The organism is Haloarchaeobius iranensis, from assembly GCF_900103505.1.
Lineage (GTDB): Archaea > Halobacteriota > Halobacteria > Halobacteriales > Natrialbaceae > Haloarchaeobius > Haloarchaeobius iranensis.
Genome location: NZ_FNIA01000025.1, coordinates 1 through 24,996, shown reverse-complemented (window position 1 = coordinate 24,996; position 24,996 = coordinate 1). Strand labels below are relative to the sequence as shown.

Genomic DNA, 24,996 nt, shown 5'->3' with positions numbered 1-24,996 from the left:
GAGTCGTCGCCGACTCCCAGTTTCCTGCCGCCGTCCGCGACTCGTTCAGGCTTCGAGTCGGTTCACGTAGTCCAGCACACCCTCACGGAGGGCGCTGGCGAACGCCTCGTCGTCCGTGGAGACGCGGATGAGGATCGTCCCGTAGATGAGCCCGACCAGCACCGCGGCCGTCTCGTCGACGTCGACCTCTCGGAACGCGCCCTCCTCGATGCCGGCCTCGATGTACGCCGCGATCGTGTCGTAGAGGAACTCGTCGGTCCGGGTGAACTGCTCGCGGAACTCGTCGATGTACGGCGCCTGCGAGCGGAGTTCGAGGAAGGCCACCTGGAAGTCCTCGCCCTCGTCGTCGAGCTCCGCCGGGACCGTCCGCTCCAGCAGCCCGCGCAGCTGCTCGGGTGGCGACGCGTCGGCGTTGGCCGAGAGGTCGTCCGCGAACCAGTCCAGCAGGAATCGGAGGAAATCGACGAGCAGTTCCTCCTTCGTGTCGTAGTGGTAGAACAGCAGCGAGCGGGACTTCTCGAACTCGTCGGCGATATCCTGAATTGTGAGGTCGGCGTAGCCGTGCTCACAGAGCGCCCGGTAGGTCGCCTCCATGATGGCCGTCTTCGTGTCCGTCGGCTCCCGGTCGCTACCTGACATACACCCACCAGTTCGGCGGACCGCGCGAAAGTATCTTCCGGACGGCCCCGTCCGGCGTCATCGCTCGACCACCTCACCGTCGACCCGCTCGAACTCCGTCGTGCACCACTGACAGAAGTCGAGTTCCGGGTCGACGGTCACGCCACACGACGGACACGCCGGCGGCTCGTCCGACGCAGGCGACGCCTCGAGCCGTCTGAGCGCGAGCAGGTACGCGTCGGCCGCGCAGACGGACGAGACCAGGACCAGCGGACTCAGCCGTAGCAGTGCGTCCGCGGAGGGGAGTCCCCCACCGGAGAGCGTGACGGTCGGGACGAACGCCGTGGCGACCGCCGCCCAGACGAGCAGCCAGCCGAACGCCCGGCGCCACCGCCCGAGGTAGGCGTGGCCGAGGCCGACGGCGAGCCCGTCGAGCACCGCTGCGAGCCAGGGACGCGGTGTCGCGTTTCTACCCATGTTCCTAACTGACTGTTCAGTCAATATGGCTCTTGCGCCTCGCAGGTCTCGGGAGCGCTCACCACCGTGTCCGCTTCGCGAGCGCGAACGGGTACACCGGCCCGCTGTCGGCGTCCCTGAGGGTCATCCCTGCCTCGGTGAGCGTCCAGCGCGTATCGACCAGCTCGTCGACCAGCAGAACGGGGCCGGGAGGGAGTTCGCCGCCGACCTCGAAGACGCCCTCGACGTCCCAGCGCTTCTGGTACGAGTTCTTTGGCTCCGCGGGCGGCGCAGTCGCCGCGACCTTCCGGAGCACGGGGACGTAGGGCACGTCCAGTCGCGCCGCGAGGCGGGCGGCGAGGTCCTCGACCCGCCCCTCGCCCGAGCGCGACGGCACCGCCGTCACCCAGGTCGGCTCGGGGTCGGGCGCCCACACGTCCGCGACGTGCGAGACGGCCGCGGTGACCACGTCGTCGCCGTAGTCCCCGTCGGCTTCGTACTGCTCGCGAACCAGCTCGCCGAGGCCGGGATCGCCGTAGCTGCAGACCGCGCGGCCGTCCTCGGGCTTGCGGTCCCCGTCGATCTTCGTCTTCCCGGCCCCGCGCCGGGGCATGTAGTAGCGAGGCGAGAGCTCGCTCCACGATTCGGCCTCGTAGTGGTCGACCGCGGCCTCGACGAGGGCCTCGTCCTGTGGGGTTCGCGGGACGAAGTCGCCGGCGCAGTTCGCGCACTGCCCGCAGGGCTCGTCGAGCGACCCGTCGAGCACGTCGTCGACGAACCGCGTCAGGCAGTCGTCGGTCGCGACGAACGCCTGTATCTGTTCGAGCTCGCGGTAGCGCTGTGCCGTGATGGACGCGATGCGCTCGTGGTCGTACGACCAGCGCTTGGTCGTGCGCTCGAAGCCGTCGTCGACCCGGAGCACGGCGTTCTCGACCCGCAGGATGTCCAGGCACTTCGAGGCGACCTTCCAGGAGACGTTCGCGCGCTGGAGCACCTCGTACCTGTACAGCGGCGCCTCGGCCTCCTCGATGGTCTCCAGTACGAGTTCGAACTCCGCGGGCGTCGGGAACGCCGACTCGATGAAGTACTCGGCGATATCGTCGTCCTCCTCGCCCGAGAGCAACACGGCGAAGGCCTCGTCGAGCCCGCGGCCCGCACGGCCGATCTCCTGGTAGTACCGGATGAGGTTCGGCGGCCGCTGGTAGTGGACCACCCAGCCAAGGTCGGGCTTGTTGAACCCCATGCCGAGCGCGTTCGTCGCGACCAGCGCGTCGACCTCGTTCGCCAGGAGGGCGTCCTCCAGCTCGCTCCGCCGGTCGCCGTCGATGCCGCCGTGGTACGGCTCCACGTCGAAGCCCTGCCGGTTCAGCCACGACGAAACCACCTCGACCTCGTCGGTGGTCAGGCAGTAGACGATGCCCGACGACGGCAGTCCGTGCAGGTTCTCCGCCAGCCACGCCAGCCGGTCGGCTCGCGAGTCGAGTTCGACGGTCTGGATGCGCAGCGACTCCCGCACGAGGTCCCCTCGAATCACCTGCAGGTCGGGCACCTGGCGCGTCACGTCGTCGACGACGCGGTCGTTCGCCGTCGCGGTCGTCGCCGCCACGGGGATGTGCTCGGGCAGCTCCCGTAAGATGCGCTTGATGCGCCGGTAGTCCGGCCGGAAGTCGTGCCCCCAGTCCGAGATGCAGTGCGCCTCGTCGACGACGAGCAGGCCGAACGCCTCGCGCATCTCCGCCAGCACCGCCGCCTGGAACTCCCGGTTCGCGAGGCGCTCGGGCGAGACGAGCAGGACGTCGCAGTCGCCGTCGACGACGCGCCGCTTCGCCTCGTCCCACTCGTCGGTGTTGTTCGAGTGGATGGTGTACGCGTCCAGGTCGAGCTGTGCGCTCGCGTCCTGTACCTGGTTGCGCATCAGCGCGAGCAGCGGGCTGACGATGAGCGTCGGGCCCTCGCCGCGCTCCCTGAGCAGCTTCGTGGCGATGAAGTACACCGTGCTCTTGCCCCAGCCGGTGCGCTGGACGAGCAGGAGCCGGTCCCGGTGGTTGACCAGCGCGTCGATGGCCGCCCACTGCTGCGGGCGGAACTCGGCATCGGGGCCGATGCTCCGTTCGAGCAGCGCCTGCGCCGCTGCCTGGGATGCCTGTTCGGAGGGAGCGTTCACACCTGTTCTCTGCCCGGCACGGGTGATAAATCGTGCTGCGGCGGGACGGGAGTGGCCACCGAGCGCTCGCCGCTCAGTAGCCGCTGAGGTTGAACTCCGCCAACTGGGTGAACGTCGTCATGCCCGAGCTGTGTGGTACCTCGTCGGTCCGCCCCTCCATCAGGAGCCAGAAGAGGACGCTCTCGCCCTGGATCGCCTCCCCGTCGACGTACTGGGCGGGATGGTAGAAGCCGAGCTCTGCCTGGGCGTTGAGCACCCGCAGCGCCTCGCCGATCTCGTTCTCGTGCGGCCGGACGACGACGGCCTCCTGCGTGTCGTCGAGCGGCACGTCGATGGTCTCGCTCCCGTCGGGATTGGCAAAGCGGACGACCTGCTCCTCGTCGCCGACGAGGTAGAACTCCGACTCGGGCGTCGTCCACTCGTCGCCGTCGAACACCCGCGTGGTGACGCCGTCGGTCGTTCCGGGCGTCGGGACGGTGAGCCAGTTCTCGAGGTAGTACTGGGCCGGCCCCGAGCGCTCCCGGTCGCGGTAGGAGTAGAACTCGGTGACGTAGCCCGGCCCCTGGCGCATCCAGACCGGCATGAACACGCCGTCCTCGTAGAACTGGTAGTTGATGTAGTAGTTGTACGGCGCAAAGCGGTGCCCGGAGTGGAAGTCGCGGGCGTTCTCGACCGCCCCCGTGTGGTAGTGCGTGCGGATGTTGAACCCGCTCGGGCGGCCGTCCTCGGCGGGGTACTCCGTCATCCCGAGGATACCCGGGCCGCCGAGGCTGAGGCTGTGGATGTCCCAGAACAGCAACTCGCCGCTGAACACCGGCTCGTCGGTCGGGAACATGAACTCGCGGGTGTTCCGCCCGTTCCGCTCGGGGAGGTCGTACCCCGTAGAGGTGCTGAACGGCGCGGTGAGCGAGAACACCGGCGAGCCGTTGTAGCTCGCGCTCACCTCGGCACCGACGGTCCGCGGCCCCGACCACTCGACCGTCCAGCCGTCCTGCTCGATGGTGTTCGGCGGCTCCTCGATGCGGTGGTAGCCGTTCGGGGCGGTTATCTGCGGGCGCTGGAGCATCGGTGGGACGGGGACCTCGCCGAGCACCGACTCACCCGGCGGGTTCGTCTCGCGAGCGAGCTCCATGATGGGGTGCTCGACGAAGTCCTCGACGACGTGGAGGTCGAGCAACGCCAGCTCCTCGCCGGCGACGTGGATGAAACCGCTGACGACGAACAGCCGGTCGCCGTCGTCCACGTAGTAGATGACGTTCGAGACCTCGCCGTGCGGGTAGCCCTCGTACGCGGTGATGATCTCCGCCGCCTTCACCATCGGGTACCAGTCGTTCCCCTCGAGGTGCTGCCAGACCTCGTCCCTGTCGAGGACGAAGTCGTGGCGCGCCCGCTGGGTCTCGTTCCAGCCGCCGCGCTGCCACGTCACGTCGATGGGGTCGGTGATGTGGAGGCCGAGCAGCTCGTCGGTCCGCCGGTCGACGAGCCCGTACGCCACCTGCCGGTCGGTCGCCGTCACGTCGAACGTCCCCGACTCGCGCCCGCCCTCGACGGTCATGCCGGTCGTGCCCTGCACACTGACGGCGTCGAGCCGGTTGGTGAGCGGGTCGTACGCCTCGAAGGAGGCGACCCAGTCGCTGGCGACGTCGTTGACCGCCGGGTCGTCGACCAGCGCCTCGACCGCCTGTCGCTTCCGGTAGGTCCACAGCTCCTTGAAGCCGAAGTCGCTGACGTCGCGCGGCCCGACGCGACGCGCCGAGATGATGCGCTCGCCCGGCTCCGGCGGGTCCTCGGGCTCCTCGGTCGTGGTCGATGTCGCCTCGGTCGTCGTCTGACGGGCCGTCGTCTGGGTGTCCATCGGGGTGTCCGTGCCGCCGTTCCCCGAGGTGTTGCACCCCGCGAGCGAGGCGCCCGCGCCGACGCTCAGTGCGGCGATGAACTGTCGCCTGCTCGTCTCCTCGACTCGGTCACGGAGCTCCTCGTATGTCATAAGGTAACACACTATGGAGTCGCCTCCCGTGGATAAATCCGTGTGACCTTTGAACCACCCACCGGCGGAAACCAGTCGCTAGAGCTATCAACGCGCCCCAACTGTTCGCTCCAGTGAATCCGACAGCGACCCGGCTGTTCGCCCCCGCGACACCCGCCCAGTCCCGGGTTCTCGCTCGGGTAGTGACTTCGTACCAGGTGACCCAGGACGTGCCGGCGGACGGGACCTTCGTCGGCGCCCCGGTCCGGTCCGGCACACGTCGTCCGACTTCCGTCCCCGAGTAGTGTCCGATTACCGCGTGGACGTTCCCAACCACTATTACAGTACTCTCACACCGGGTAGTAGCATGAGCCGACGCTGCAGCCGCCGTACTGTCGTCCGGAGCGCCTGTCTCGCGGTCGTCGGGACCGTCGCCGGCTGTCTCGGCACCGACTCGACCCAGGATGGGACGGACCAGCCCGAAGCCACCACCGCGCCACCGGCGACGACGGGGTCGACGACCGCCGACGCCGGCACGGAGACGGCCAGCCAGCCGACCGTCGAGTCGTTCCTGAGCGACACGAGCAACTTCGACGGCGTCGTCGACCGGACGGGGGCCGACGCCGTCGGCGTCGACGTCGGCGTCGAGGCCAACGGCGCGTTCTTCGGGTTCGGGCCGGCGGCCGTCCGTGTCGACCAGGGGACGACGGTCACCTGGACCTGGACCGGACAGGGCAGCACCCACAACGTCGTCGCCAGACACGGAGCCGCGTTCGCCAGCGAGCAGTCCGGCGAGGAGGGGTTCACCTTCGAGCACGGCTTCGACGAGCCGGGGGCCGTGCTGTACGTCTGTGTACCCCACGAGGGAGCCGGGATGAAGGGTGCGGTCGTCGTCGAGTGACCGACCGTCGAGTGGACCGCCACGCCGCACCCCGATACTAGGTGTATTATGCGCTTCCGGAGTGGTAATAGACAGCACTTTTGCGTGTCCTGCCCCGTCTCCCCCAACGTACCGATGATGGATGCGCGGCACGGCTCGCTGCGACGACCACGGAACCGGCCATGACAGCGCTCTCGACCGACCCGTTCCCGCCCTCCGAGGAGCTGGCGGACGTCCTCGAACGCCCGCCCGTGCGGACCGAGACGGTGTTGGTCCCCGTCGGCCCGAGCGACGGCCACCGCGCCGAGGCGCTCGCCGAGACGGCCGCCGAGGCCGCCGGCCTGCTGCAGACGACGGTCCGAATCCTGCACGTGTTCACGGAATCCCAGTTGGAGCAGGTCCACGAGGAGCTCGCGCCGGCGACGGAGACGCCGCTCTCGCCCGACGAGGCAGCGACGCACGTCCAGCCCGTGCGGGCGGTCGCGGGGGAGCTCTGTACGCCCCTCCGGCAGTACGGCACGACGATGGACGTCACCGGCCGCGTCGGCGACGACGTGAGCCGGGAGATCGTCGCCGCCGCCGAGGCGGTCGACGCGAAGCGGGTCTTCGTCGGCGGCCGCAAGCGGACCCCGGCCGGGAAGGTCCGGCACGGGAGCACCGCCCAGCAGGTGCTGCTCGACGCGCCCTGTCCGGTGACGTTCGTCCGGGACTTCGAGTGACCGGTCCGGCCGCCCGTCGGACGCCCGTGCGCGCTCCACACCAGTTCCGGTCCGTGGCACGTCGTTATATGCGACCCCGTCGTACGGACGGTACCGACCCACGCAGTCGACCATCCCATGCACGTCCCCATCCTCGGAAGCACCGTCGAGATCGACGAGACCGCCATCGCCGAACCGCCCGCGGTCGTCCGCGAGCAGGTCCGCGAGTACGCGCGGGGCGAGCGCGAGGCGTTCGACCTGACGGTCGCCATGCCCGGGACCATGACCGGCGAGGTGATGGCCGCGATGACCGACATCCCCTACGGCGAGACGCGCACGTACGGCGAGCTCGCCGCCGAGCTCGACACCGCGCCCGTCGCGGTCGGCCAGGCGTGTGGGCGCAACCCCGTGCCGATAGTCGTCCCCTGCCACCGCGTCGTGGGGAGCGACGGCGGGCTCGGTGGCTACTCGGGCGGTGACGGCGTCGCGACCAAGCGTCGGTTGCTCGAGTTCGAGCAGGGGACGACGCGGCTCTCGACGGAGTCGTAGGGACCGCCCCGCGTCGGGGTGTCGTGCCGCCGCGCCTCGAACCGGCCCCCGTCAGGATAGATTCGAGGAGTTACAGTACTCGAGTGCCTGCCGGACCGCCTCCTTCCGCCCGATGAACGTCAGGTGGTCGCCGTGCGTCACGACGTCGTCCGCGTGCGGGAGTCGGTTGTTCTCGTCCCTGGTGATGAGGGCGAGGTGACAGTCCTCGGGGAGTTCGGCCTGTAGCTCCGAGACGGACGTCCCGACGATCTGGTCCGTCGTCACCTCCACCTCCTGGACGTCGCCCTCCCGGTCCAGTTCGGTCATCCAGCGCGCGATGCCGGGCCGCTCGATGACGTTGTCCATCGACCACGCGATGGACATCCCGCTGGATATCGCCTCGATGTCGAGGTTCTCGAACGCCTCCACGTTGTCGGGGCTGTTGACGCGTGCGACGACGGTGTCGACGCCGAACTTGTTCTTCGCGAGCTGGCCGATGAGCAGGTTCGCCTCGTCGTTCGCGGTCGCTGCGGCGATGACCTTGGCGTTCCCCGCGCCGGTGTTCTCGAGCACCTCCCGCTGCGTTCCGTCTCCGTGGCGCGCGGAGAACCCGTCGCGCCGGAGCCGCTCGACGGCCGCCTCGTCGGCATCGATTAGCAGGACCTCCTCGCCCCGGTCCTCGAGTCGCTCGGCGAGGGCGCGTCCCACACGTCCCCCGCCGACGATTATCGTTCGCATTGGAATCACGTTCAGTCTCTGCGCGAGATGACGAGCTAGCCCGCCTTCAAACACGACGGTCGCGAAGATAACCAGGAACACCGCGCCAACGAGCGTGGTCGCGGCTTCCGGGTTCTCCGGTCGGAGTTCGAGTGCGAACAGCGTCGCGACGCTCGCCGGAATGATGCCGCGCGGGCCGATGGCGCTCAGGTAGAGGCGCTCCGCGACGGTGAACCGGTCACCGACCGTACAGAGCAGCACGAGCGCGGGCCGGACGACCGCCGCGATGGCGACGACGGCGACGACCCCGCCGAGACCGAGGGCGAGGAAGTCGTCGAGCGTCAGCAACGACGCCAGGGTGATGAACACGAACGTGAGGACGATGAGCGTGATGTCGCCTTTGAACTGCTCGATCTGTTCCCGGTACGGGAGCGAGACGTTCCCGAGGACGAAGCCGGCGGCGGCGACGGCGGCGATACCTGACTCCGAGCCGAGCTCGCCGGCGATACCCGCCTCCGCGGCGAGTATCTCGGCGAGTCCGTACGTCCCGATGGCCGCGATGAGGACGATGAGGCGGGCGTTCTGTGGGGCGTTCTCGACCGAGAGGCTCACGTGGTTGAGGAGGTACCAGACGCCGGCAGCGACGGCACAGCCGACGAGGATACCGAGGCCGAGTCGCACCGTGAACTTCTGGACGAGCGTCGGGAGGCCGCTCGACCCGAGCAGCACGTACTCGAACATGACGAGCGCGAGGATGGCGGCGGTCACGTCGTTGACCACCCCTTCGGTCTCCAGCGTGGTCGCGACCCGCTCGCGGACCGGGACGACGTCCATGATCGGCGTTATCACGGTGGGGCCGGTCGCGACCAGCAGCGCCCCGATCAGCAGCGCCACGTCCCACGACGCACCGAGCGCGAACCGGACGGCAACCGCCGTCCCGACCAGCGAGAGCAACGCGCCGACGGTGACCAGCCGGAGCGTCTCCCTCGGGGCCTCACGCAGCCGGTTCACGTGGAGGTGGAACGCCCCCTCGAAGACGATTATCGCCACGCTCAGGCCGACGATGGCCGGCAGTGCGTCGCCGAAGATGTCGGGGTCGACCAACCCGAGTCCCTCCGGGCCGACGAGCACCCCGGAGACGATGAGGAAGAGGACACTCGGGACCTGTAGCCGGTCCGCGAGTATCTGGGCCGCGACCCCGATACCCATGATGGTGATGACGACCCGAATGATGTCGACGGAGACACTCATACACGACCACGACTGGACGTCGTCGGGGGGCGGTGGGCGTTCATTGGGTCTCGGTACCGGGAACTGACGACGGACGAGTTGAAAATTGTTCGTGCCGAAGCGGGCGACGCCCCGGGCCACGACGACCCGGCCGTCGAACTGTTCGCCGATGGCTTCCGGAACCGACCCGAACAGGAGGGTTCGGGGCCAGTTGCCCGTCAGGCTTCCTGCGGCGCGAACACCGATTCGATCCGGTCGCTCTGCCCGTTGTGGACGAAGATGGTGATGAGGTCCCCCGGCTCGAGCTCCGTCTCACCGTGTGGCGTGAGGACGTCACCGTCGCGTTCGAGCGCGACGACGAGCAGCCCCTCCTCGAGCAGTCCGTCGGAGTTCGCCTCCCGAAGCGTGGTTCCCGTGATCGGGGCGCCCTCCCGCACCGTGAGTTCGACGACCTCGGCGTCGCCGGCGAGGTTCATGAAGTCGGTTATCGACGGTGAGTGTCGTGTCTCGGCGGGGCCGTACGGCTGATACGGGCGGAAGTGCTCTCGCTTGATGATGTCCTGGTCCTCGATCTCCACGCCCAGCTCGAGGATCGCGTCACCGATGCGGGTGAGGTCTCGGGTGTCGCTCCCGACGGCCTTGATCTCTAGGTCGGCCTTCCCGGTCATGATCTCGCGGATGTTCACGACCCCCGGTATCTGGAGGATCTGCTTCGCGAGTTTGGCCCGGTCGGCCGCCGCACTCGTGCACTTGAACCGGTTCGTGAGCATCCCCTCCGCTCGCTCGTAGTCGATGTCGGCGTGATAGCCCCTGATGATGCCCCGCTCCTCTAGCTGGTTGATCCGGTTGCGGATCGTCCCCGCGGAGACGTTCACTTCCTCCGCGATGTCGGGCGCGGAGGTGTCCCGCGCCTCGAGAGCCAGATGATAGAGGATTCGCTTGTCGATCTCATCCAGCCGATAGTCCATGCCTTCGACTTGGTCGGCTGCTGCCAAACCGTTTCCGTTTAGCGGTCCTGGTCGCGGCCGCTGAGCCACTTGTACGGGAGATAGCCAGCGAACACCAGCAGGTACAGCACGCCGAGCCCGACCGAGACCGGTTCCCGGCCGACGAGGGCGAGTATCCCGATGACCAGCGGGCCACTGAGGAGGAGCGTATCGAACACGGGGTCGTCAGGTCCGGACTCGAGGACGTAGTTGACGACCGGCACGTCGTCGAGGTTCATCGGTACAGCCCTCCGCGGGTGAACAACGCCCTGAGCAGCACGAGGACGGGGATGATCTCGAGTCGACCGATCCACATGTTGAACAGGAAGAAGAGCTTCCCGACCGTCGGCATCCCCGGACCGGTGATGCCGGAGGAGAGGCCGACGTTCCCCTGGGCGCTCGCGACCTCGAAGAGGACGTTCTCCAGCGTGTACTGGCTCTCGGGCAGCACCAGCAGCAGCACGAACGTCGTCAGGGCGAGGAACACGAACCAGAGCACCGCGATGATGGCCGCCTCGCCCAGCTCGCGGTTCGCCGCTTCCTCGGTGAGCCGCCTGTCGCCGATCTCGAGGCGTCGAACCGCCGTATCGGGGACGAACACGTCCGTGATCCGGTGACGGATGCCCTTCACGAGCGTCGCGAGTCGGATGAGTTTGATGCCGCCGACGGTCGAGCCGGCGGCCGCTCCGACGACCATCCCGAAGGTGACGGTCAACTGTGCCTGGGCCGGCCACTTGCCGAGGGCGACGTTCGTCGAGTCGACCGCGGTCTGGAACCCCGTACAGGACATCGCGGAGACGAACTGGAACAGCCCGTACCTGAACGCGTCGAACCAGGAGTCGTAGGTCCCACTCAGGTACACCAGCGCCGAGAGGAGCACCGAGCCGCCCCCGAAGAAGCCGAACATCCATCGCGTCTGCAGGTCGGTGTAGAGGTTCTTCAGGTCGCCCTGCAGTATCAGATAGTGGATGGGGAAGGCGATGCTCCCGAGTATCATCACGGGAATCAGCGCGAAGTCGATCACGGCGCTGTCGTACGTCGCGATGGAGTTGTCCGTGATGGAGAACCCGCCGGTGGCGAGGCCGGTCATCGCGTGGTTGATCGCGCCCCAGAGCGGCATCCCTGCCAGCCAGAGGACGAGTATCGAGACGAACGTGAACAGCAGGAAGATCCACCAGATGGTCCGGACCGTCGAGACGATGCTCGGGTGTATCTTCTCAGACCGGGCCTCGCTCTCGTAGAGGGTGAGGGAGCCGCTCCCCGGTCGGGCGAGGATCGCGGTCGTCAGGACGATGACCCCGACACCACCGACCCACTCGATGAACGTCCGCCACCACTGCAGCGTCCGGGGCAGTGCCTCCTCGTTGTCGGTCATCGTCAGTCCGGTCCCGGTGAACCCGCTCATCGACTCGAACACCGCGTTGAGCGGGTTCCTGAACGCACTGACCGTCGACGCGGCCCGCCCGCTCAGCGTCGGCGGCTCCAGCAGCACCGGGTCGAGCGCGACCGTCCAGGCGATCAGGAAGAACGGGAGCGAGCCGAACAGCGCGACGGCGAACCACCCCGCTGCGGCGACCATCATCCCGTGGAGCTTGCCCGGGTCGGATGCGTCCCGGAACGCGGACGTGAGGAGTCGGCCACTCGCGAGCGGGACGAGTGCGGAGAGCAGCAGCGCTGGGAGCACGTAGTACTCCCCCCAGACGAGCGAGACGGGTATCGTGATCAGTACCAGGCCGGAGAGCGCCTGGAGCATGCGGCCGATGTCACGACCGACCGGGGCGTACGACCCGTTCATGTCTCGGAGATATAGCCTCGTTTCGACCGTCTCTCGCGGTCACTGTGTGTGTTAGTCCCCATACGTCCGGTCCTCGTGGTGGCCGAAGATGTCGGTGATCTCCGGGTCCGCGCCGACGCCCGAGTACACCGTGAGGAGGTCGCCCGCTTCTATCCGGGTGTTCCCGCGAGGGGTGATCGGGTGCCCTTCGCCGTTCCGTTCGATCGCCACGACGAGCATCTCGTCGTCGAGAAGCTCCGAGCTAGCGGCTTCGTTCAGCGTCTGTCCCGCAATCGGGGCCGCCGGCGTCACCTCGATCTCGAACACCTCCGCCTCCTCACCGATCCGCATGAAGTCGACGATGGCCGGCCGGGCGACGGCGCGGTAGAGGTACTCGGCGATGAGCTGCTGTGGGTTCTGCATCGTGTTCACGCCGATCTGCCGGAACAGCCCCATGTGTTCGGGATTGTGGACGACAGAGAGGATAGCGGGGATATCGAACTCCTTGGCGAGCAGACACACCATGATGTTCGTCGCGTCCTGGTCCGTCGTCGAGATGATCGCGTCGGCCTGCTCCCCGCCCGCGTCGCTGATGGTCTCCTTCGTGGTCGCGTCGGCGTTGAGCACGAGGCAGTCGTACTGGCCCGCGACACGGTCGGCCTTGTCGGCGTCGCGCTCGATGACGACGACCTCGTTCCCCGCTCGCGTCGCGATGTCGATGAGCGGTGTGCCGATGTCGCCCGCACCGACGATGATGATGTACATGGCTGGGCTACACCCGCATCGGGTGCGTGTCGTGTCGAGTTGGTCGTCGGCCGAACGAAGCCGGGACAGGCGAGTCGACCGTACGGGGCGAACGAACGCTGCGAATCATCAGTCTGTCTCGGTCTGCATTCCGGAGTGACTTAACGCATCTGTTTCGGAATTGGTTGTTCTGCCGAAACCAAAATATCGGCCCCAAATTTTGCGCCACTTGATAGCAGAGATAGTACTAAATACTCGAGGCGAAAATGGGTGGGAAATGAGTGACTCGTCGGACGAGCGGGAGCGGCCGATGATCGGTGGTTCGAGGGGTGCGTCGAAGACGCGGACGCTGTACCCGATCTTTCAGGCGGAGTCCGATACTGTGCTCGGCATCGCGGGAGCGATTGCGACGGCACTGGACAGCCAACTACTGATCGGCGACGTCGAGACAGGAACCGACGGTGCGGGATACGAGAGCTCACGCGAGGTCGCGGAGACGGTTCTTCACGCCCGACAGAACCCCTCGATAGCGGCCGACGTCCTCGGACAGACACTCACCGGACCGTCCCCGAGCGAGGCTGTCGTCACGGCGGCGGGGACGTTTCAGGTGAACACCATCGTGATGGGTGACGACGCGTCCGAAGGCCTCGAAAGCCAGCTCGCCACCCAGACGGGCTGTGACACGGTCGTCGTCGGTGGTCGGGCGCCGCCCGAGTCGATCGCGTCGATACTCGTCCCCATCGCCGGCGGGTCACACTCCGGGGCCGCCGTCGATGTCGCCAGCGCGGTCGCCGAAGCCAACGACGCGTGGCTCGAACTCGTCCACATCCTCGAGACCGGCGACTCCGGTCCGGACCGCGACGAGGCGACGGCCCTGCTCGAATCGGGTGCGGCGCGGGCTCCCGACGACGTCGAGGTCGACACCAGGATCATCGACGGTGGGAGCGTCACCTCGGAGATCGTCGAGGAATCGGGCTATCACGACCTGACGGTCATCGGAGCGCCACAGAAGGGGAAGCTGCGGCGGCTGATCTTCGGGTCGAAGGCCGCCGAGATCCGCGGGCAGGCACAGAACACGGTCGTGATGGCCCGGAAGGGGGCCGACCCGGAGCTGAGTCTGCTCTCGGGGAGCCTCGACTGAGGGCCGTCGCTCCCGGCGGGCGACGGTCCGTGACGGCCTGTTTCTCGGTGGCCCACGACCGGTCTCGGTGAGTCACATCCCGATAGTCCGTGCACAGCGCTCGACCCCGACCATTATATTAGCAGGGTCTTATATTAGCGCATACTAAAATGAACGAACCGACCACGGACGAACGGCCAACCGACGCACAGCGCGAACAGGAGACGGGCTGTTGCTCGGGTCGCCACGAGCACGCCCTGTCGGAGTCGGCGGTCGCCACCGACGTCGAGCTCCTCGCGACCCTGGGGAACGACACCCGGTACGAGGCGCTCCGCATCATCGCGGCGGCCGACGACGACGTCTGTGTCTGCGAGATAGAGCCCGCACTCGGCGTGAGTCAGGGGGCCGTCAGCCAGGCGCTCTCCCGGCTGTTCAGCGCCGGCCTCGTGGAGCGGCGAAAGGAGGGCCGCTGGCGGTACTACTCCTCGACGCCGCGTGCGGAAGGACTGCTCGCCGCACTCGACGAGACCAGGGGTGATGTCCGTGACTGAGACGCCGGCTGCCACCCGCGACGACGCCGACCAACTGGACGCTAAGACACAGCGAACCGCGGTGCGCGAACGCTACGGCCGCATCGCCGCCGAGTCCGGGTCGTGCTGTGACGACACTGCCTCCTGCTGTGGCGAGACGGCCGCCGAGGACACCCAGGTCTCGACGCAGCACGGCTACTCGGCCGACGACCTCGCCGCCGTCGCGGGCGACGCGAACCTGAACCTCGGCTGTGGCAACCCCACCGCCATCGCCAGCCTCGACGCGGGCGACACCGTCCTCGACCTCGGCTCCGGCGGCGGCTTCGACTGCTTCCTGGCCGCCCGCGAGGTCGGGCCCGACGGCCACGTCGTCGGCGTCGACATGACGCCGGAGATGGTCGAGACGGCCCGCGACAACGTCGCGGCGAACGACGCGAGCAACGTCGAGTTCCGCCTCGGCGAGATCGAACACCTCCCGGTCGCCGACGCGTCCGTCGACGTCGTCATCTCGAACTGCGTCGTCAACCTGTCGCCGGACAAACCCCAGGTGTTCCGCGAGGCCTATCGCGTCCTCAGGCCGGGTGGCCGCGTCGCCATCTCCGACGTCGTGCTGACCGCCGATCTCCCGACCGACCTGCGGACCGACCCGGAGTCGGTCGCCGCGTGTGTCGCCGGTGCGGCGACCATCTCCGCGCTCGAGTCGATGCTGACCGAGGCCGGCTTCGTCCACGTCACCATCGAGCCGAAGGCCGACAGCGACGAGTTCATCCGCGAGTGGGACGACGCGCTCGACCTGAGCGAGTACATCGTCGCCGCAACCATCGAGGCCGAACGACCGGAGGCGGGGGCGTAGTACGCGACCGGCCCGTCAGTACCAGCGCTCGCATCGACCACCAGCCACCGTCGACCACCAGCCAGATGCCACGACCGCCACTCGACCCACGAACCCGCCAGTTCGCCGACGACCTCACGTGGCGACGCATCGTCACGAGCTACCTGCTGGTCGCCGCGGTTCCATTCGCACTGTGGGCTGTGCACAGTCCGCTCGCGGCTGCGACGACGCTCGTCGCGGGCGGCACGCTCGGCACTGGCGCCCGACACGCCTACCGGCTGGCACGCTGTGTGCAGCGCTGCAAGCGACTCACGTTCGACCTGTTCGGCACCGCCCGGATCACGGTCAGACGGCCCCCGGCAGATGACGCCTGCTGCTGAGCGTCGGGTCCGGGCACCCGGCCCGTGCCGTCGCCGCATCGCGACCGAACCGAGCGCCTCACGAACGACCAGCCCGACGTTATGAACGACCTCAGCTTGCGACCTGCGACCGAGGCCGACATCCCCCAGGTCGAGTCACTGCTGGCGGCGAACGACCTCCCACATCGGGACGTGCGTGACGGGGGCGCCGAGTTCTTCATCGCGTCCACCGTCGACGAGCGCGACGAATCGACCTGTGTCGGCGGGCTCGAACGCTACGGCTCGAACGGCCTGCTCCGTTCGGTCGTCGTCGCCGAGCAGTACCGCGGCCAGGGCTACGGGGCCGCGCTCTGTGACGCTCTCGAAGCACGCGCCAGGGAGCGCGGCTTCCAGACCCTCTACCTGCTCACGACGACCGCCGCGCCGTTCTTCCGAGCCCGGGGCTACGAGCGCGTCGAACGGGAGGCCGTCCCGGACGCGATCCGGGAGACGACCGAGTTCGCCGACCTCTGTCCGGCGTCGGCGGTCTGTCTGATGAAGCCCCTCCGTCGGTAGAGCGAGATGCGGGCCGGGCAGAAGGATCATACCACGGCCGGCCGACCACCCCGTATGCAGGAAGAGCGCGTCCGCTCTATCGTCCCCATGTTCGGCGGGGCGACCCGGTACGTCGAGACCCTCGACGCCATCCTCGCGTTCGTCGACGCCCACAAACCCTCGACCGACGAACTCGTCGGCTGGCACCGCGGCCAGTTCGACGGCGTGTCGAGCGAGGGCTCCATCATGCGCCGCGTGCGCTACCTCCGGAAGGTCGGCTTCCTCGCCGAGGGGCAGGAGGGATGGACGCTCGGGCCGAACGGCGAGGCGTACACAGACGGCCACGACACGGCGACGCTCCTTCGGATCATGTGCGACCGCAACGTCGGCCTCCGCAGCCTGCTCTACGCGCTCGCCGTCGGCCCGATGACCATCGCGGAGATCGGTGCCCAGCAGCTCGACACCCACCCGGAACTCGGCTGGGACCGCAACGAGACCGGCATGCCGAAACAGCGCGCGAACTGGCTCCGCAGCATGGGCCTCGTCGAGAAACGTGGCGACGAGTACGCGCTCACTGACGAAGGTCGGGAATTCGTCGAGGGTGCCGTCGCGGACTGGGCGGGGACCGAATGGACTGTGGAGGATGGTGCGGACGACGCGATGACTGCCGGCACGTACGAGACCACCGCCCAGGCCCGGTCGGTCGACCCCGAGTTCCGCGCGACCGCGCTGTCGCGGTACGAACGGACGTGTCCCGTCTCGGGAGTGGACCACACCGGCCTGCTCGATGTGGCGCACGTGCTCCCCTGGAGTGAGTACCCAGCGTACCGGGCGGACCTCTCGAACGTGCTCGTGCTGGACCGGACCCACCACGCAGCGTTCGACCGCGAGCTGTTCACGCTCGACGAGGAGTACCGGCTCGTCGTGAACCCCGGCTTCGAGACCGAGAGTGAGCTGCTGGAACGGACGATTCTGAACCGCGACGGCGAGCGCGTCGGCGTGCCGGAGGAAGCCGTGGACGCGGGGTATCTCCGCCAGCACAACGCGGAACTGGCTTGGGTGTGAGCGCGCGAGCCGGCACCATCAGCGCTGGCGTGCCTTCCTCCGGACCCGACAGAAGTAGCTTGAGTCGCGACCCACTCGTGGTGGCACGCGCAGTCTCCTCCGAGCGCTCTGGAACACCCGTGTCCCCGGACCCTCCCTCCGGTTGGTCCTGGGTTTCCTCCTCGCGGGGATACTGGCTGTCGGAGCAGCCACAGTCATGATTGCCGTCGGCGGTCTCTGGGGCGTTCCGGCGCTCTTGGCTGTCGTCCAGATGGTCGCTGGACTCGTCGTGGTGACGCGGTAGTTCGGCGTGAGTATCGGTTGGCCACGTCTCAGGGATGAAAGCATACGGGTAATATCCTCTTTTCGAATCAGAACCTAACAAACATCGGTACGGAGCCGAAACTGTACTAAAGACGGCTCTCCGGGGCCAAAAGTACGAAAAGTAGTCCATCCTGGATTCGAACCAGGGTCGTTGCCCCCAGAAGGCAACAGGATTGGCCACTACCCCAATGGACTGACACGTCTCCCGGTCGTCGATTCGGCCGGGAATACAGAGCATAGTACTGTGCTTGGATATTTGAGTGTTGCGAAACAGCGCAGTGGTGAGACGCACTCACGTACGGCGATTCGTCAGTCGTCCGGGTCGCCACGCACTCGTCGGGAGCGGCTTCGAGGTGGTCGACGAAGTGCTCTTTGCGGTGGCAGTCGGCGCAGAGCACGTCGCATTTTACGATTTCGCCGCGGAGGATGTCTATGCCGTGGCCGTAGCTGCTGAGCTGGCCGACGTTCATCTCTTTGTCGACGCCGTCGCGGTGAGGAAGTCGGTTGCGACGTACACGAGCTGGACGGACCGTGACGATCTGACGGCGTTCGAAGCTGGCTGTGTCCGGTGGTCCCCTCGGCGAGGACGCCCGAGAGGTTCGCAGGGTCGGAGACGAGAAGACGGAGCGAGTCTGCAAGGGGACGCTCGCCTGTGCTTTCCGTCGAACTGGCTCCCAGCACAGGACGGACAAGCACGATGAACGCAGGGCGCGCTCCCAGTTAGCACGCCTCGTCACCCCCAGATTCGGCAGTTTTTCGTCCCCCCATCGTCCAAGTTGAGCGGGATGGTCGAACGCGAGACCTGGGCGACACGTATCGGATTCCTCCTGGCGTCGATCGGGAGCGCGGTCGGGCTCGGCAACATCTGGCGGTTCCCGTTCCAGACCGCGGAGAACGGTGGCGCGACGTTCCTGGTGGTCTACCTGGTCGCCGTCGTGGTGATCGGCATCCCCGCGGTGCTCGCCGAGTTCGTCGTGGGACGGCGAGCGAACATCAACGCGATCACGGCCTTCGAGAAGCTCGGCCGACCGAACTGGAAGGTCGCCGGCGCACTGGGCGTGTTCACGGGCTTCTGGGTCCTCTCGTACTACAGCGTCATCGGGGGCTGGGTGATCCGGTACATCGGCGCGAGCGCAACGGGCGGGTACGTCGACGACCCCGCGGCGTACTTCGGGGCTGTTTCGGCTGGCCCCGAGGCCGTGGTGCTCCACGCCGTCTTCCTGGCGGCGACCGTCGGTATCGTCGCGCTGGGTGTCGAAGATGGCATCGAGCTGGCGACGAAGTTCATGGTCCCGAGCGTCGTGCTCCTGATGATGGGACTCGCCGTGTTCGGGGCGACGCTGCCGAACGCGGGCGAGGGGTTCGCGTACTTCCTCGCGCCGGACCTCGACGTGCTGGCCGCGAACCTCGGGAGCGTCGTTCCCGCGGCCGTCGGACAGGCGCTGTTCTCGCTGTCGCTGGGCTTCTCGGTCATGATCACGTACGCGTCGTACATCGGCGAGGACGACAACCTGGTCGTCGACGGCGCGACCATCGCCGCGTTCAACACGTTCGTCGGGGTGCTCGCCGGGCTCATCGTCTTTCCGCTCCTGTTCGCCGAGGGCGTCTCGCCGGACACGGCCGGTCCGGGTGCCATCTTCATCTCGGTCCCGACCGCGCTGGGGGAACTCCCCTTCGGGGGAGCTGTCGGGGTGGTGTTCTTCGCCATCGTCCTCATCGCGTCGCTGTCGAGTTCGATCTCGTTGCTCGAGGTGGTCGTCTCCTATCTCGTCGACACCTACGACGTCTCGCGGCCCGTCGTCGCCAGCGGTCTCGGCCTCGTGCTGTTCGTCCTGGGTGTCCCGTCGGCGTGGGACACCGACTGGCTCGGCTGGTTCGACGCCATCGCCGTGAACCTCTTTCTGCCGTTGACGGTGGTTCTCGTCGTCTTCTTCGTCGGCTGGATAGTCGCCCGGGACGCCGTCGACGAGGTTCGCCAGGGAGCCGAGGGGTTGCCGGACATCTCGACGCTGTGGTTGTGGTCGGTCAGGACCGTCGTCCTCCTGGCCGTCCTCGGGACCCTCGCGCTGGGCGTCCTCGAGCTGGCGACGCCATCCGACGCGTACATCGTCCCGCCGCTCTGACCACGAACGCTTCCGGTCGTCAGAACAGGGGGAGCGCTCCGTGACCGCCCGGGAGCTCCGTCTCGCACCGCCGGTGCACGCGCTGTGTTTCACCGGCTGTGGAGCGTCGGCGAACGGTCGCACGGTCCGGTGTTCACCCGTCGCGCCGTCGTCGCGGGAGGATACGACAGTGGGTGTCGACGGCGCTCCGGAAGGGGGTCGGTCGGCTCACTCCGGACCGTCGCGGACGCTCACCGGGCCGGCTCAGTCGAGGCTGACGTCGAGACCGGTCTCGTTCTCGACGTTGTCGGTGACCGGACACCGGTCTTTCACGGCCGCGAGCCAGGCGTCGAGGTCGGCGTCGTCCGCGGTCTCGACCGAGAGCGTCACCGCGAGTCCCTGGAGGCCGGCGCGGTCCGCGACGTCCTCGCCTCGGTACGTCGCGTAGTTGATGTCGCCCTCGATCGACGCCTCCAGCGACGTGATGTCGATGTCCATGTCGCGGGCGACCATCGTCCCGGTCGAGTTGAGGCAGGCCAGGACGGAGCCGACGAAGTACTCCACGGGGTTCACGTCCTTGCCGACGGTGAACTCCGCGTCGCCGGTGTCGACGCGGGTCCGTTTCGGGCTGACACGCGATGCACGGACTTCGTAGTGGGTCAGGTCTGCGTCGCCCATGGTAGAGTGTCCGTCCGTCCGGGAGAATACCTTTGGGGTCGCGGCTGCTCCGAACGCGCTGGTGCTGGGGGACACCGCTGGCAGGGAAGCGGTGAGGGGGTCGGCGTGTGGCCGGGCGGGCTCGACGTACGAGGACCCCGGTGGGGTGGGAACTACGACGAAGCGACATCGTATTTACGCACGGAGGGCGAGACGACTAGCTGAGACAGATGCTGGCACCGATCGACGTCCGGGACCGCGACCTGTACGAGCCGGAGCAGTTCGACATCGGCGAGGCGCACCAGTCGGCGCTCGAGGGGGTGCTGATTCCGCGGGCCGAGCTCGAAGAGCGCGTGGCAGCGCTCGGGTCGGCGCTCGCCGACGAGCACCGGTCGAACCCCGACTTCTACCCGGTCTGTGTCCTCAAGGGTGCGATGCGCTTCTTCGTGGACCTGCTGTGCGAGGTCGACCTCGCGGTGCCCTACAGCGAGGGCATCGTCCACACCTCGCGATACGATTCCGGCCCGACCACCGAGACGCCGGCCGTCGAGTTCTTCGACGAGGACCGCCTCGCCGGCAAGGACGTCGTCCTCGTCGAGGACATCCTCCACGAGGGGCACACGCTGGCGACGCTCCGCGACCGGGTCGCGGCGCACGACCCCAACTCGGTCACCATCGTGACGCTGTTCGAGGTCGACGTCGACCGTGACGTGGACGTCGATCCCGCCTACAGCGGGTTCCTGCTCCCGGACTCGTTCTTCGTGGGGTACGGACTGGACTACGAGGAACGGCACCGGGACCTCCGCCACCTCGGCGTGCTCGACCGGGCGATCTGGGACGATTGAGCCGGGACGCGGGTTGCTGCGAGCCGCTCCGGCGGCGGGTTCGGACTGGTGGTCGGTGACGACCGTCTCGAACCCCAGCCGCCGGTACGGCGGGTAGCCCATCTCGGACGACCCCGGTTGCTATCGAGTATTCCGTTACAGCTTTTTGTCCTGTCACAACACGGGTAGGTGTATGAAACGCCGTACCCTCCTCCACGCAGGCGCCGCACTCCCCTGTGCGCTCGCCGGCTGTCTCGACGGCATTGGTCCCCTCTCGAGTTCGTCCGACGCCCCGCCCTGTCCGACTTCGAGTTCGGTCGTCGGGAACGCGGACCTCGAGGGTGAGGTTCGCGTGCAGTGCAACACGGACATCGAATCGACGGCAGCGGCCGACGAGACCGCGCTCGTGCCGGGGGAGCGGGCCGTCTCACTCCCGGCGGCCGCGACCACGTTCACGCTGGTGAACAACCGCGACGAGGCGTTCAACGGGAACTTCTACAACTGGCACCTGCAGAAGCACGTCGACGGCTCGTGGCACGAGACCGTCGCCAGGCGCTTCTCGGCGGCTGCCGGCGCGTCGCTCGCCCCCGGTGGGTCGCACACGTGGTCGCTCTCGATCCGAAACGACGGCCTCGAACGCCCGGTCGAGCCGGTGACCGCCGACGAGACACTCGAACTGCGGGCGCTCGGCCCCGGCCAGTACGCGTTCGTCGTCGTCGGGTCCTACGGTGGCGAGGGCGAGCCGTGGCGGGAGAGCCAGCCGGTCGTCGGATACGCCGCGCCGTTCACGGTCGAGGGCGACCCCCTCGAACTGACCCCGACGAACCGCGTCCAGGACGTCGCTCGCGACGGCGAGACGGTGACCGTGACGGTCGGGGCGGACGACCCCGACCGCTCGGTGACGGTGACGAGACGGACCGAGGAGGAGGCCCCAGCGGGTGACCAGCGGACGACGTACGTCACCGAGTCCGTCTACGGGAACCCGCTCCTGCGGGACGTCCTCGCACAGTTCGAACCGGGCGTCGAGCGCGTCACCGTTCGGACGAACGGCAGGCTCGGCACCCGGTTCCACCGCGGCGCGACGTTCGCCTACGAGGGGACGACGTTCGAGGTGACCGCGGTCGACAGGTGAGGGCGGCCGAACCGTCGACGACCCGTCTCCGGATGACCCCGTTCAGCTGGGGGTGCTGCGCCCCGACGATGACCCGTACTCGGACGGCTGAGGGGGCGAGCTACGCCGCCGTCGTCTCCTCGCCGTCCTCGTCGCCGCCCTCGATCCGGAGCGTCGAGATGCGCGCCCCGTCGACGCCCGTCACCTCGATGGTGTAGTCGCCGGCGTCGACGCTGTCGCCGACCTCGGGGAGTCGGTCGAGGTGTTCCAGCACGAAGCCGCCGAGCGTCTCGAAGCCGTCGCTCTCGAACGCGGTGCCGAGCTCCTCGTTGACGTCCGAGAGCGTGACCGAGCCGTCGGCGTCGTAGCTGCCGTCGTCCTGCCGGCTGATGGAGTGCTCGCGGATCTCGGCGTCGAACTCGTCGCGGAGGTCGCCGACGATGGCCTCGACGACGTCCTCGACGGTGGCGATGCCCTCGAGGACACCCCACTCGTCGATGACGACGGCCATCTGGCGCTGCTCCTCGCGGAACTGCAGGAGGAGGTCGTTGACCGTCGTCGTCTCGGGGACGACGATGACGTCGCGTGCGAGGTCGCCGGCGGTCGCGGACTCGAGGTCGGACTCGGTGGCTCGGAGGAGGTCCTTCACGTCGACGTAGCCGACAACCTGGTCGGGGTCTTCCGCGTCGACGACGGGGTAGCGCGTGTGTTCGGCGTCGAGGACCGTCGCGCGGAGTTCGGACAGCGGCACGTCCGCGTGGATGCTCACGACGTCGGGTCGGGGCACCATCACCTCGCGGACCGTGGTGTCGTCGAGGTCGAAGACGCGTTCGATCATGTCGACCTCGGCCATCTCGACGTGGCCCTCCTCGCCCGAGCGCATCAGGACGCGGCGGATCTCGCGCTCCTCCATCGTCTCGTCGGTCTCGGACACCGGCGGGACGCCGAGCAGGCGCGTGAAGGCGTTGGCGGCCCCGTTGAACACGACGATGCCGGGCTTGAACAGGTAGTACGAGGCGGCCATCGGCGGCGCGAGCAGCAGGGAGACACGCTCCGCGTCGGCGATGGCGATGGTCTTCGGAGCGAGTTCGCCGAAGACGACGTGGAGGAACGTGATGATGCTGAACCCGAGCGCGAACGCGACGAGGTGGATGAGGTCCCCCGAGAGGAACGGGTCGAGGACGGGTTCGATGAGCGCCGCGACGGCGGGTTCGCCGATCCAGCCGAGCCCCAGCGATGCGAGCGTGATGCCGAGCTGTGTCGCCGCGAGGTAGTCGTCGAGGTTCGCCATCACGCCCTCGAGGGCGGCGGAGCCGGCGAGCCCCTCCTCGGCCAGCTGCTCGACCGACGTCGAGCGGACCCGGACGAAGGCGAACTCGGAGGCGACGAAGAAGCCGTTCAGGGCGACGAGGAACAGCGCGGCGAGGACCCGTGCCGCGGAGAACACGAGGTCTACCATCGCTCCTCCGCGGTCGGCTGTCCGTTCGAACGTCGAGTTTCCATGGCTGGACCTTGCGGGTCGGGGTATTAAAACGCGGTCACTGGGTCACGCGGCGGCTGCTCGCCGCCCCGCGCCGAACACGACCGACTCGGTCGTCGGGTCGAGTTCGACGTGTCCGCCGATGGGGACCGGGGGCTGCGGGTCGGTGTGGCCGGAGTCGAGGTCGAAGCAGATGGGCACGTCGGGCCGGTACGCTCGGCAGGTCTCCCGAATCGCCGCGCGCAGCCGGCCGTCCGCGCTCCGCGACGCGGTCGGCCTCAGGCGGGCAGCTCGACGTCGTCCTCTCGCGCGAGTTCGATGTCGCGGTCGTCGGCCATGCCACGGCGGCCACGCACGCGGCGGGCGACCGCGGTGACGGCTGCGACCGCACCGAGGACCGCGCCGAGCATGGCGATGCGGCGGACGCGGGCCCCGATGGAGCGTCGGGACTGCTCCTCGGACTCGCTCGACTCCTTGGCCATCGACTCGCGGGCCGACTCGTCGTCTCCGGTGGCTGCGCCGCCGACGGTGGGGTCTTCGACACGAAGCTCTACGAGGGTTACTTTCTCGAACATTATACTTCTAAATAAGATGATATGCGTCTTAACCGTTGCGTGGGCCGTGCTACGCCGTCTCCGGGTCGAGTTCTCGACCGTACACGATGTCGTCGATATACTCCCCGTCGGTCGCCACGCCCGAGGCTATCGTCCCCGAGAGCCAGCGGTCGACTTCGTCGTCCGAGAGCTCCGTCACCGCCCCTCCCACTCGTCTTCGAGCAGCCCGTAGTACCGCGTGCCGACGTACTCGCCCTCGTAGAACTGGTTCTCGCGGAGGGTGCCCTCGCGGGTGAAGCCGAGCTTCTCCCAGACGCTCGCGGAGGCGTCGTTGGGCTCGATGACGCGAGCCTGGAGGCGGTGGAGGTTGCGCTCGGTGAACGCGTAGTCGACGATGAGCTCGCTCGCTTCGGTCGCGTAGCCGTTGCCCCAGTGCTCGGGCGCGATGCTGATGGCGATCTCGGCCCAGCGCGTGCGGTCCTGTATCTTGTGCCGTGTTGAATAGCGATCTAATCGACGGTTGTCACGGGTTAGAAGGGCGAAGCCGAGGAAATCGATTCTGGCTATGGAAGTTGATCTCCTCGACTTCGTTGAGCAGTGTCGGCAGCTAGTCAAACAAGCGTTGGGAAAGCACGCGGGCGAGCCCGCCAGCGGCGGGTTCGCCCGCTGGAAGCACGTCGTTCTCCATTGTTTCCGGCTCGAAGACGGCCACAGCTACCGTGAAACACCGAATCGGCTACAGTACATGACCGAGATTTGTGACG

Annotated in this window: 27 protein-coding genes, 1 tRNA gene and 1 pseudogene; 13 read left to right on the top strand and 16 right to left on the bottom strand. The window is 67.9% G+C overall.

Annotated elements, in window-relative coordinates; translation table 11 throughout:
• Nucleotides 1-45: 45 nt before the first annotated feature.
• The 4 genes from BLT27_RS16190 to BLT27_RS16175 form a co-directional block, all read right to left on the bottom strand.
• Nucleotides 46-639, bottom strand: coding sequence for a TetR/AcrR family transcriptional regulator (locus BLT27_RS16190; RefSeq protein ID WP_089735764.1), 594 nt, complete (start codon nt 637-639; stop codon nt 46-48).
• 57 nt (nt 640-696) lie between these two features.
• Nucleotides 697-1,095: a DUF7575 domain-containing protein gene (locus BLT27_RS16185; RefSeq protein ID WP_089735762.1), complete on the bottom strand. Its 399-nt coding sequence runs from the start codon at nt 1,093-1,095 to the stop codon at nt 697-699.
• Between the two features lie 58 nt (nt 1,096-1,153).
• On the bottom strand, nt 1,154-3,238 hold the full coding sequence (locus BLT27_RS16180) for a RecQ family ATP-dependent DNA helicase (protein WP_089735760.1): 2,085 nt from the start codon (nt 3,236-3,238) through the stop codon (nt 1,154-1,156).
• 73 nt (nt 3,239-3,311) lie between these two features.
• A complete protein-coding gene (locus tag BLT27_RS16175; RefSeq protein ID WP_089735758.1) occupies nt 3,312-5,225 on the bottom strand; it encodes a hypothetical protein in 1,914 nt (637 codons plus the stop codon).
• Between the two features lie 346 nt (nt 5,226-5,571).
• Here BLT27_RS16175 and BLT27_RS16170 point away from each other — a divergent pair, with 346 nt between their 5' ends.
• The 3 genes from BLT27_RS16170 (at nt 5,572) to BLT27_RS16160 (ending at nt 7,331) form a co-directional block, all read left to right on the top strand.
• The gene (locus BLT27_RS16170) at nt 5,572-6,105 is read left to right on the top strand and encodes a halocyanin domain-containing protein (protein ID WP_089735757.1); all 534 of its coding nucleotides are present in this window, start codon (nt 5,572-5,574) and stop codon (nt 6,103-6,105) included.
• A 161-nt stretch (nt 6,106-6,266) separates the two neighbouring features.
• Complete coding sequence (locus BLT27_RS16165; protein ID WP_217639174.1) at nt 6,267-6,803, top strand: universal stress protein; 537 nt, start codon at nt 6,267-6,269, stop codon at nt 6,801-6,803.
• A 117-nt stretch (nt 6,804-6,920) separates the two neighbouring features.
• On the top strand, nt 6,921-7,331 hold the full coding sequence (locus BLT27_RS16160) for a methylated-DNA--[protein]-cysteine S-methyltransferase (RefSeq protein WP_089735756.1): 411 nt from the start codon (nt 6,921-6,923) through the stop codon (nt 7,329-7,331).
• A 51-nt stretch (nt 7,332-7,382) separates the two neighbouring features.
• Here the strand turns inward: BLT27_RS16160 and BLT27_RS16155 are convergent, their stop codons facing one another.
• The 5 genes from BLT27_RS16155 to BLT27_RS16135 all read right to left on the bottom strand — a co-directional run bounded on the left by BLT27_RS16155 (nt 7,383) and on the right by BLT27_RS16135 (nt 12,782).
• Nucleotides 7,383-9,278, bottom strand: a complete 1,896-nt coding sequence (locus BLT27_RS16155) for a cation:proton antiporter domain-containing protein (protein ID WP_089735754.1) — start codon at nt 9,276-9,278, stop codon at nt 7,383-7,385.
• A 197-nt stretch (nt 9,279-9,475) separates the two neighbouring features.
• Entirely contained in the window at nt 9,476-10,225 is a 750-nt protein-coding gene (locus BLT27_RS16150; protein WP_089735752.1) for an Lrp/AsnC family transcriptional regulator, read from the bottom strand.
• Nucleotides 10,226-10,263: 38 nt separating this feature from the next.
• Nucleotides 10,264-10,482, bottom strand: a complete 219-nt coding sequence (locus tag BLT27_RS16145) for a hypothetical protein (RefSeq protein ID WP_089735750.1) — start codon at nt 10,480-10,482, stop codon at nt 10,264-10,266.
• Nucleotides 10,479-12,038, bottom strand: coding sequence for a TrkH family potassium uptake protein (locus BLT27_RS16140; protein WP_089735748.1), 1,560 nt, complete (start codon nt 12,036-12,038; stop codon nt 10,479-10,481). Before BLT27_RS16140 ends, BLT27_RS16145 begins: the two co-directional genes overlap by 4 nt.
• A 51-nt stretch (nt 12,039-12,089) precedes the next feature.
• Nucleotides 12,090-12,782, bottom strand: a complete 693-nt coding sequence (locus BLT27_RS16135) for a potassium channel family protein (RefSeq protein WP_089735746.1) — start codon at nt 12,780-12,782, stop codon at nt 12,090-12,092.
• 256 nt (nt 12,783-13,038) lie between these two features.
• Between BLT27_RS16135 and BLT27_RS16130 the strand changes: the two genes are divergently transcribed.
• The 6 genes from BLT27_RS16130 to BLT27_RS16105 all read left to right on the top strand — a co-directional run bounded on the left by BLT27_RS16130 (nt 13,039) and on the right by BLT27_RS16105 (nt 17,201).
• Entirely contained in the window at nt 13,039-13,902 is an 864-nt protein-coding gene (locus tag BLT27_RS16130; protein ID WP_089735744.1) for a universal stress protein, read from the top strand.
• Between the two features lie 149 nt (nt 13,903-14,051).
• The gene (locus tag BLT27_RS16125; protein WP_089735742.1) at nt 14,052-14,432 is read left to right on the top strand and encodes an ArsR/SmtB family transcription factor; all 381 of its coding nucleotides are present in this window, start codon (nt 14,052-14,054) and stop codon (nt 14,430-14,432) included.
• Entirely contained in the window at nt 14,419-15,264 is an 846-nt protein-coding gene (locus BLT27_RS16120) for an arsenite methyltransferase (RefSeq protein WP_089735741.1), read from the top strand. Before BLT27_RS16125 ends, BLT27_RS16120 begins: the two co-directional genes overlap by 14 nt.
• Before the next feature lie 65 nt (nt 15,265-15,329).
• Nucleotides 15,330-15,623, top strand: coding sequence for a hypothetical protein (locus tag BLT27_RS16115; RefSeq protein ID WP_089735739.1), 294 nt, complete (start codon nt 15,330-15,332; stop codon nt 15,621-15,623).
• Between the two features lie 81 nt (nt 15,624-15,704).
• Complete coding sequence (arsN2, locus tag BLT27_RS16110) at nt 15,705-16,157, top strand: arsenic resistance N-acetyltransferase ArsN2 (RefSeq protein WP_089735800.1); 453 nt, start codon at nt 15,705-15,707, stop codon at nt 16,155-16,157.
• A 54-nt stretch (nt 16,158-16,211) separates the two neighbouring features.
• A complete protein-coding gene (locus tag BLT27_RS16105) occupies nt 16,212-17,201 on the top strand; it encodes an HNH endonuclease (protein ID WP_217639173.1) in 990 nt (329 codons plus the stop codon).
• A 425-nt stretch (nt 17,202-17,626) separates the two neighbouring features.
• On the opposite strand, the gene BLT27_RS16100 is transcribed toward BLT27_RS16105, so the two are convergent.
• Nucleotides 17,627-17,699: transfer RNA gene (locus tag BLT27_RS16100), tRNA-Gln, on the bottom strand.
• 590 nt (nt 17,700-18,289) lie between these two features.
• On the opposite strand from BLT27_RS16100, the gene BLT27_RS16095 reads away from it, so the two are divergent.
• Nucleotides 18,290-19,627, top strand: a complete 1,338-nt coding sequence (locus BLT27_RS16095) for a sodium-dependent transporter (protein ID WP_089735737.1) — start codon at nt 18,290-18,292, stop codon at nt 19,625-19,627.
• A gap of 243 nt (nt 19,628-19,870) precedes the next feature.
• On the opposite strand, the gene BLT27_RS16090 is transcribed toward BLT27_RS16095, so the two are convergent.
• Nucleotides 19,871-20,284, bottom strand: coding sequence for an OsmC family protein (locus tag BLT27_RS16090; RefSeq protein WP_089735735.1), 414 nt, complete (start codon nt 20,282-20,284; stop codon nt 19,871-19,873).
• A 209-nt stretch (nt 20,285-20,493) separates the two neighbouring features.
• Here BLT27_RS16090 and BLT27_RS16085 point away from each other — a divergent pair, with 209 nt between their 5' ends.
• Together BLT27_RS16085 and BLT27_RS16080 are read left to right on the top strand one after the other, a co-directional pair.
• Nucleotides 20,494-21,108 (top strand): phosphoribosyltransferase, encoded by a 615-nt coding sequence (locus tag BLT27_RS16085; RefSeq protein WP_089735733.1) that lies wholly within the window; start codon nt 20,494-20,496, stop codon nt 21,106-21,108.
• A gap of 172 nt (nt 21,109-21,280) precedes the next feature.
• Entirely contained in the window at nt 21,281-22,219 is a 939-nt protein-coding gene (locus BLT27_RS16080; RefSeq protein WP_089735731.1) for a hypothetical protein, read from the top strand.
• A gap of 100 nt (nt 22,220-22,319) precedes the next feature.
• Here the strand turns inward: BLT27_RS16080 and BLT27_RS16075 are convergent, their stop codons facing one another.
• The 5 genes from BLT27_RS16075 to BLT27_RS16065 all read right to left on the bottom strand — a co-directional run bounded on the left by BLT27_RS16075 (nt 22,320) and on the right by BLT27_RS16065 (nt 24,847).
• Complete coding sequence (locus BLT27_RS16075) at nt 22,320-23,657, bottom strand: hemolysin family protein (protein ID WP_089735730.1); 1,338 nt, start codon at nt 23,655-23,657, stop codon at nt 22,320-22,322.
• Between the two features lie 87 nt (nt 23,658-23,744).
• Nucleotides 23,745-23,912: a hypothetical protein gene (locus BLT27_RS20250; protein WP_368086037.1), complete on the bottom strand. Its 168-nt coding sequence runs from the start codon at nt 23,910-23,912 to the stop codon at nt 23,745-23,747.
• Nucleotides 23,913-23,956: 44 nt separating this feature from the next.
• Complete coding sequence (locus tag BLT27_RS16070; RefSeq protein ID WP_089735728.1) at nt 23,957-24,253, bottom strand: hypothetical protein; 297 nt, start codon at nt 24,251-24,253, stop codon at nt 23,957-23,959.
• A 49-nt stretch (nt 24,254-24,302) separates the two neighbouring features.
• A complete protein-coding gene (locus BLT27_RS20450; RefSeq protein WP_281241463.1) occupies nt 24,303-24,431 on the bottom strand; it encodes a hypothetical protein in 129 nt (42 codons plus the stop codon).
• Entirely contained in the window at nt 24,428-24,847 is a 420-nt protein-coding gene (locus tag BLT27_RS16065) for a GNAT family N-acetyltransferase (RefSeq protein WP_245707817.1), read from the bottom strand. Before BLT27_RS16065 ends, BLT27_RS20450 begins: the two co-directional genes overlap by 4 nt.
• On the opposite strand from BLT27_RS16065, the pseudogene BLT27_RS16060 reads away from it, so the two are divergent.
• A pseudogene (locus tag BLT27_RS16060) lies at nt 24,798-24,996 on the top strand (IS5/IS1182 family transposase); the annotation flags it as partial. The gene BLT27_RS16065 and the pseudogene BLT27_RS16060 overlap by 50 nt on opposite strands.

What these genes read in the sequence shown, in the direction of transcription:
- BLT27_RS16190 (WP_089735764.1), bottom strand. Translation starts at nt 639, where the DNA reads ATGTCAGGTAGCGACCGGGAGCCGACGGACACGAAGACGGCCATCATG.
- BLT27_RS16185 (WP_089735762.1), bottom strand. Translation starts at nt 1,095, where the DNA reads ATGGGTAGAAACGCGACACCGCGTCCCTGGCTCGCAGCGGTGCTCGAC.
- BLT27_RS16175 (WP_089735758.1), bottom strand. Translation starts at nt 5,225, where the DNA reads ATGACATACGAGGAGCTCCGTGACCGAGTCGAGGAGACGAGCAGGCGA.
- BLT27_RS16170 (WP_089735757.1), top strand. Translation starts at nt 5,572, where the DNA reads ATGAGCCGACGCTGCAGCCGCCGTACTGTCGTCCGGAGCGCCTGTCTC.
- BLT27_RS16165 (WP_217639174.1), top strand. Translation starts at nt 6,267, where the DNA reads ATGACAGCGCTCTCGACCGACCCGTTCCCGCCCTCCGAGGAGCTGGCG.
- BLT27_RS16160 (WP_089735756.1), top strand. Translation starts at nt 6,921, where the DNA reads ATGCACGTCCCCATCCTCGGAAGCACCGTCGAGATCGACGAGACCGCC.
- BLT27_RS16155 (WP_089735754.1), bottom strand. Translation starts at nt 9,278, where the DNA reads ATGAGTGTCTCCGTCGACATCATTCGGGTCGTCATCACCATCATGGGT.
- BLT27_RS16150 (WP_089735752.1), bottom strand. Translation starts at nt 10,225, where the DNA reads ATGGACTATCGGCTGGATGAGATCGACAAGCGAATCCTCTATCATCTG.
- BLT27_RS16145 (WP_089735750.1), bottom strand. Translation starts at nt 10,482, where the DNA reads ATGAACCTCGACGACGTGCCGGTCGTCAACTACGTCCTCGAGTCCGGA.
- BLT27_RS16140 (WP_089735748.1), bottom strand. Translation starts at nt 12,038, where the DNA reads ATGAACGGGTCGTACGCCCCGGTCGGTCGTGACATCGGCCGCATGCTC.
- BLT27_RS16135 (WP_089735746.1), bottom strand. Translation starts at nt 12,782, where the DNA reads ATGTACATCATCATCGTCGGTGCGGGCGACATCGGCACACCGCTCATC.
- BLT27_RS16130 (WP_089735744.1), top strand. Translation starts at nt 13,039, where the DNA reads ATGAGTGACTCGTCGGACGAGCGGGAGCGGCCGATGATCGGTGGTTCG.
- BLT27_RS16125 (WP_089735742.1), top strand. Translation starts at nt 14,052, where the DNA reads ATGAACGAACCGACCACGGACGAACGGCCAACCGACGCACAGCGCGAA.
- BLT27_RS16120 (WP_089735741.1), top strand. Translation starts at nt 14,419, where the DNA reads ATGTCCGTGACTGAGACGCCGGCTGCCACCCGCGACGACGCCGACCAA.
- BLT27_RS16115 (WP_089735739.1), top strand. Translation starts at nt 15,330, where the DNA reads ATGCCACGACCGCCACTCGACCCACGAACCCGCCAGTTCGCCGACGAC.
- arsN2 (WP_089735800.1), top strand. Translation starts at nt 15,705, where the DNA reads ATGAACGACCTCAGCTTGCGACCTGCGACCGAGGCCGACATCCCCCAG.
- BLT27_RS16105 (WP_217639173.1), top strand. Translation starts at nt 16,212, where the DNA reads ATGCAGGAAGAGCGCGTCCGCTCTATCGTCCCCATGTTCGGCGGGGCG.
- BLT27_RS16095 (WP_089735737.1), top strand. Translation starts at nt 18,290, where the DNA reads ATGGTCGAACGCGAGACCTGGGCGACACGTATCGGATTCCTCCTGGCG.
- BLT27_RS16090 (WP_089735735.1), bottom strand. Translation starts at nt 20,284, where the DNA reads ATGGGCGACGCAGACCTGACCCACTACGAAGTCCGTGCATCGCGTGTC.
- BLT27_RS16085 (WP_089735733.1), top strand. Translation starts at nt 20,494, where the DNA reads ATGCTGGCACCGATCGACGTCCGGGACCGCGACCTGTACGAGCCGGAG.
- BLT27_RS16080 (WP_089735731.1), top strand. Translation starts at nt 21,281, where the DNA reads ATGAAACGCCGTACCCTCCTCCACGCAGGCGCCGCACTCCCCTGTGCG.
- BLT27_RS16075 (WP_089735730.1), bottom strand. Translation starts at nt 23,657, where the DNA reads ATGGTAGACCTCGTGTTCTCCGCGGCACGGGTCCTCGCCGCGCTGTTC.
- BLT27_RS16070 (WP_089735728.1), bottom strand. Translation starts at nt 24,253, where the DNA reads ATGTTCGAGAAAGTAACCCTCGTAGAGCTTCGTGTCGAAGACCCCACC.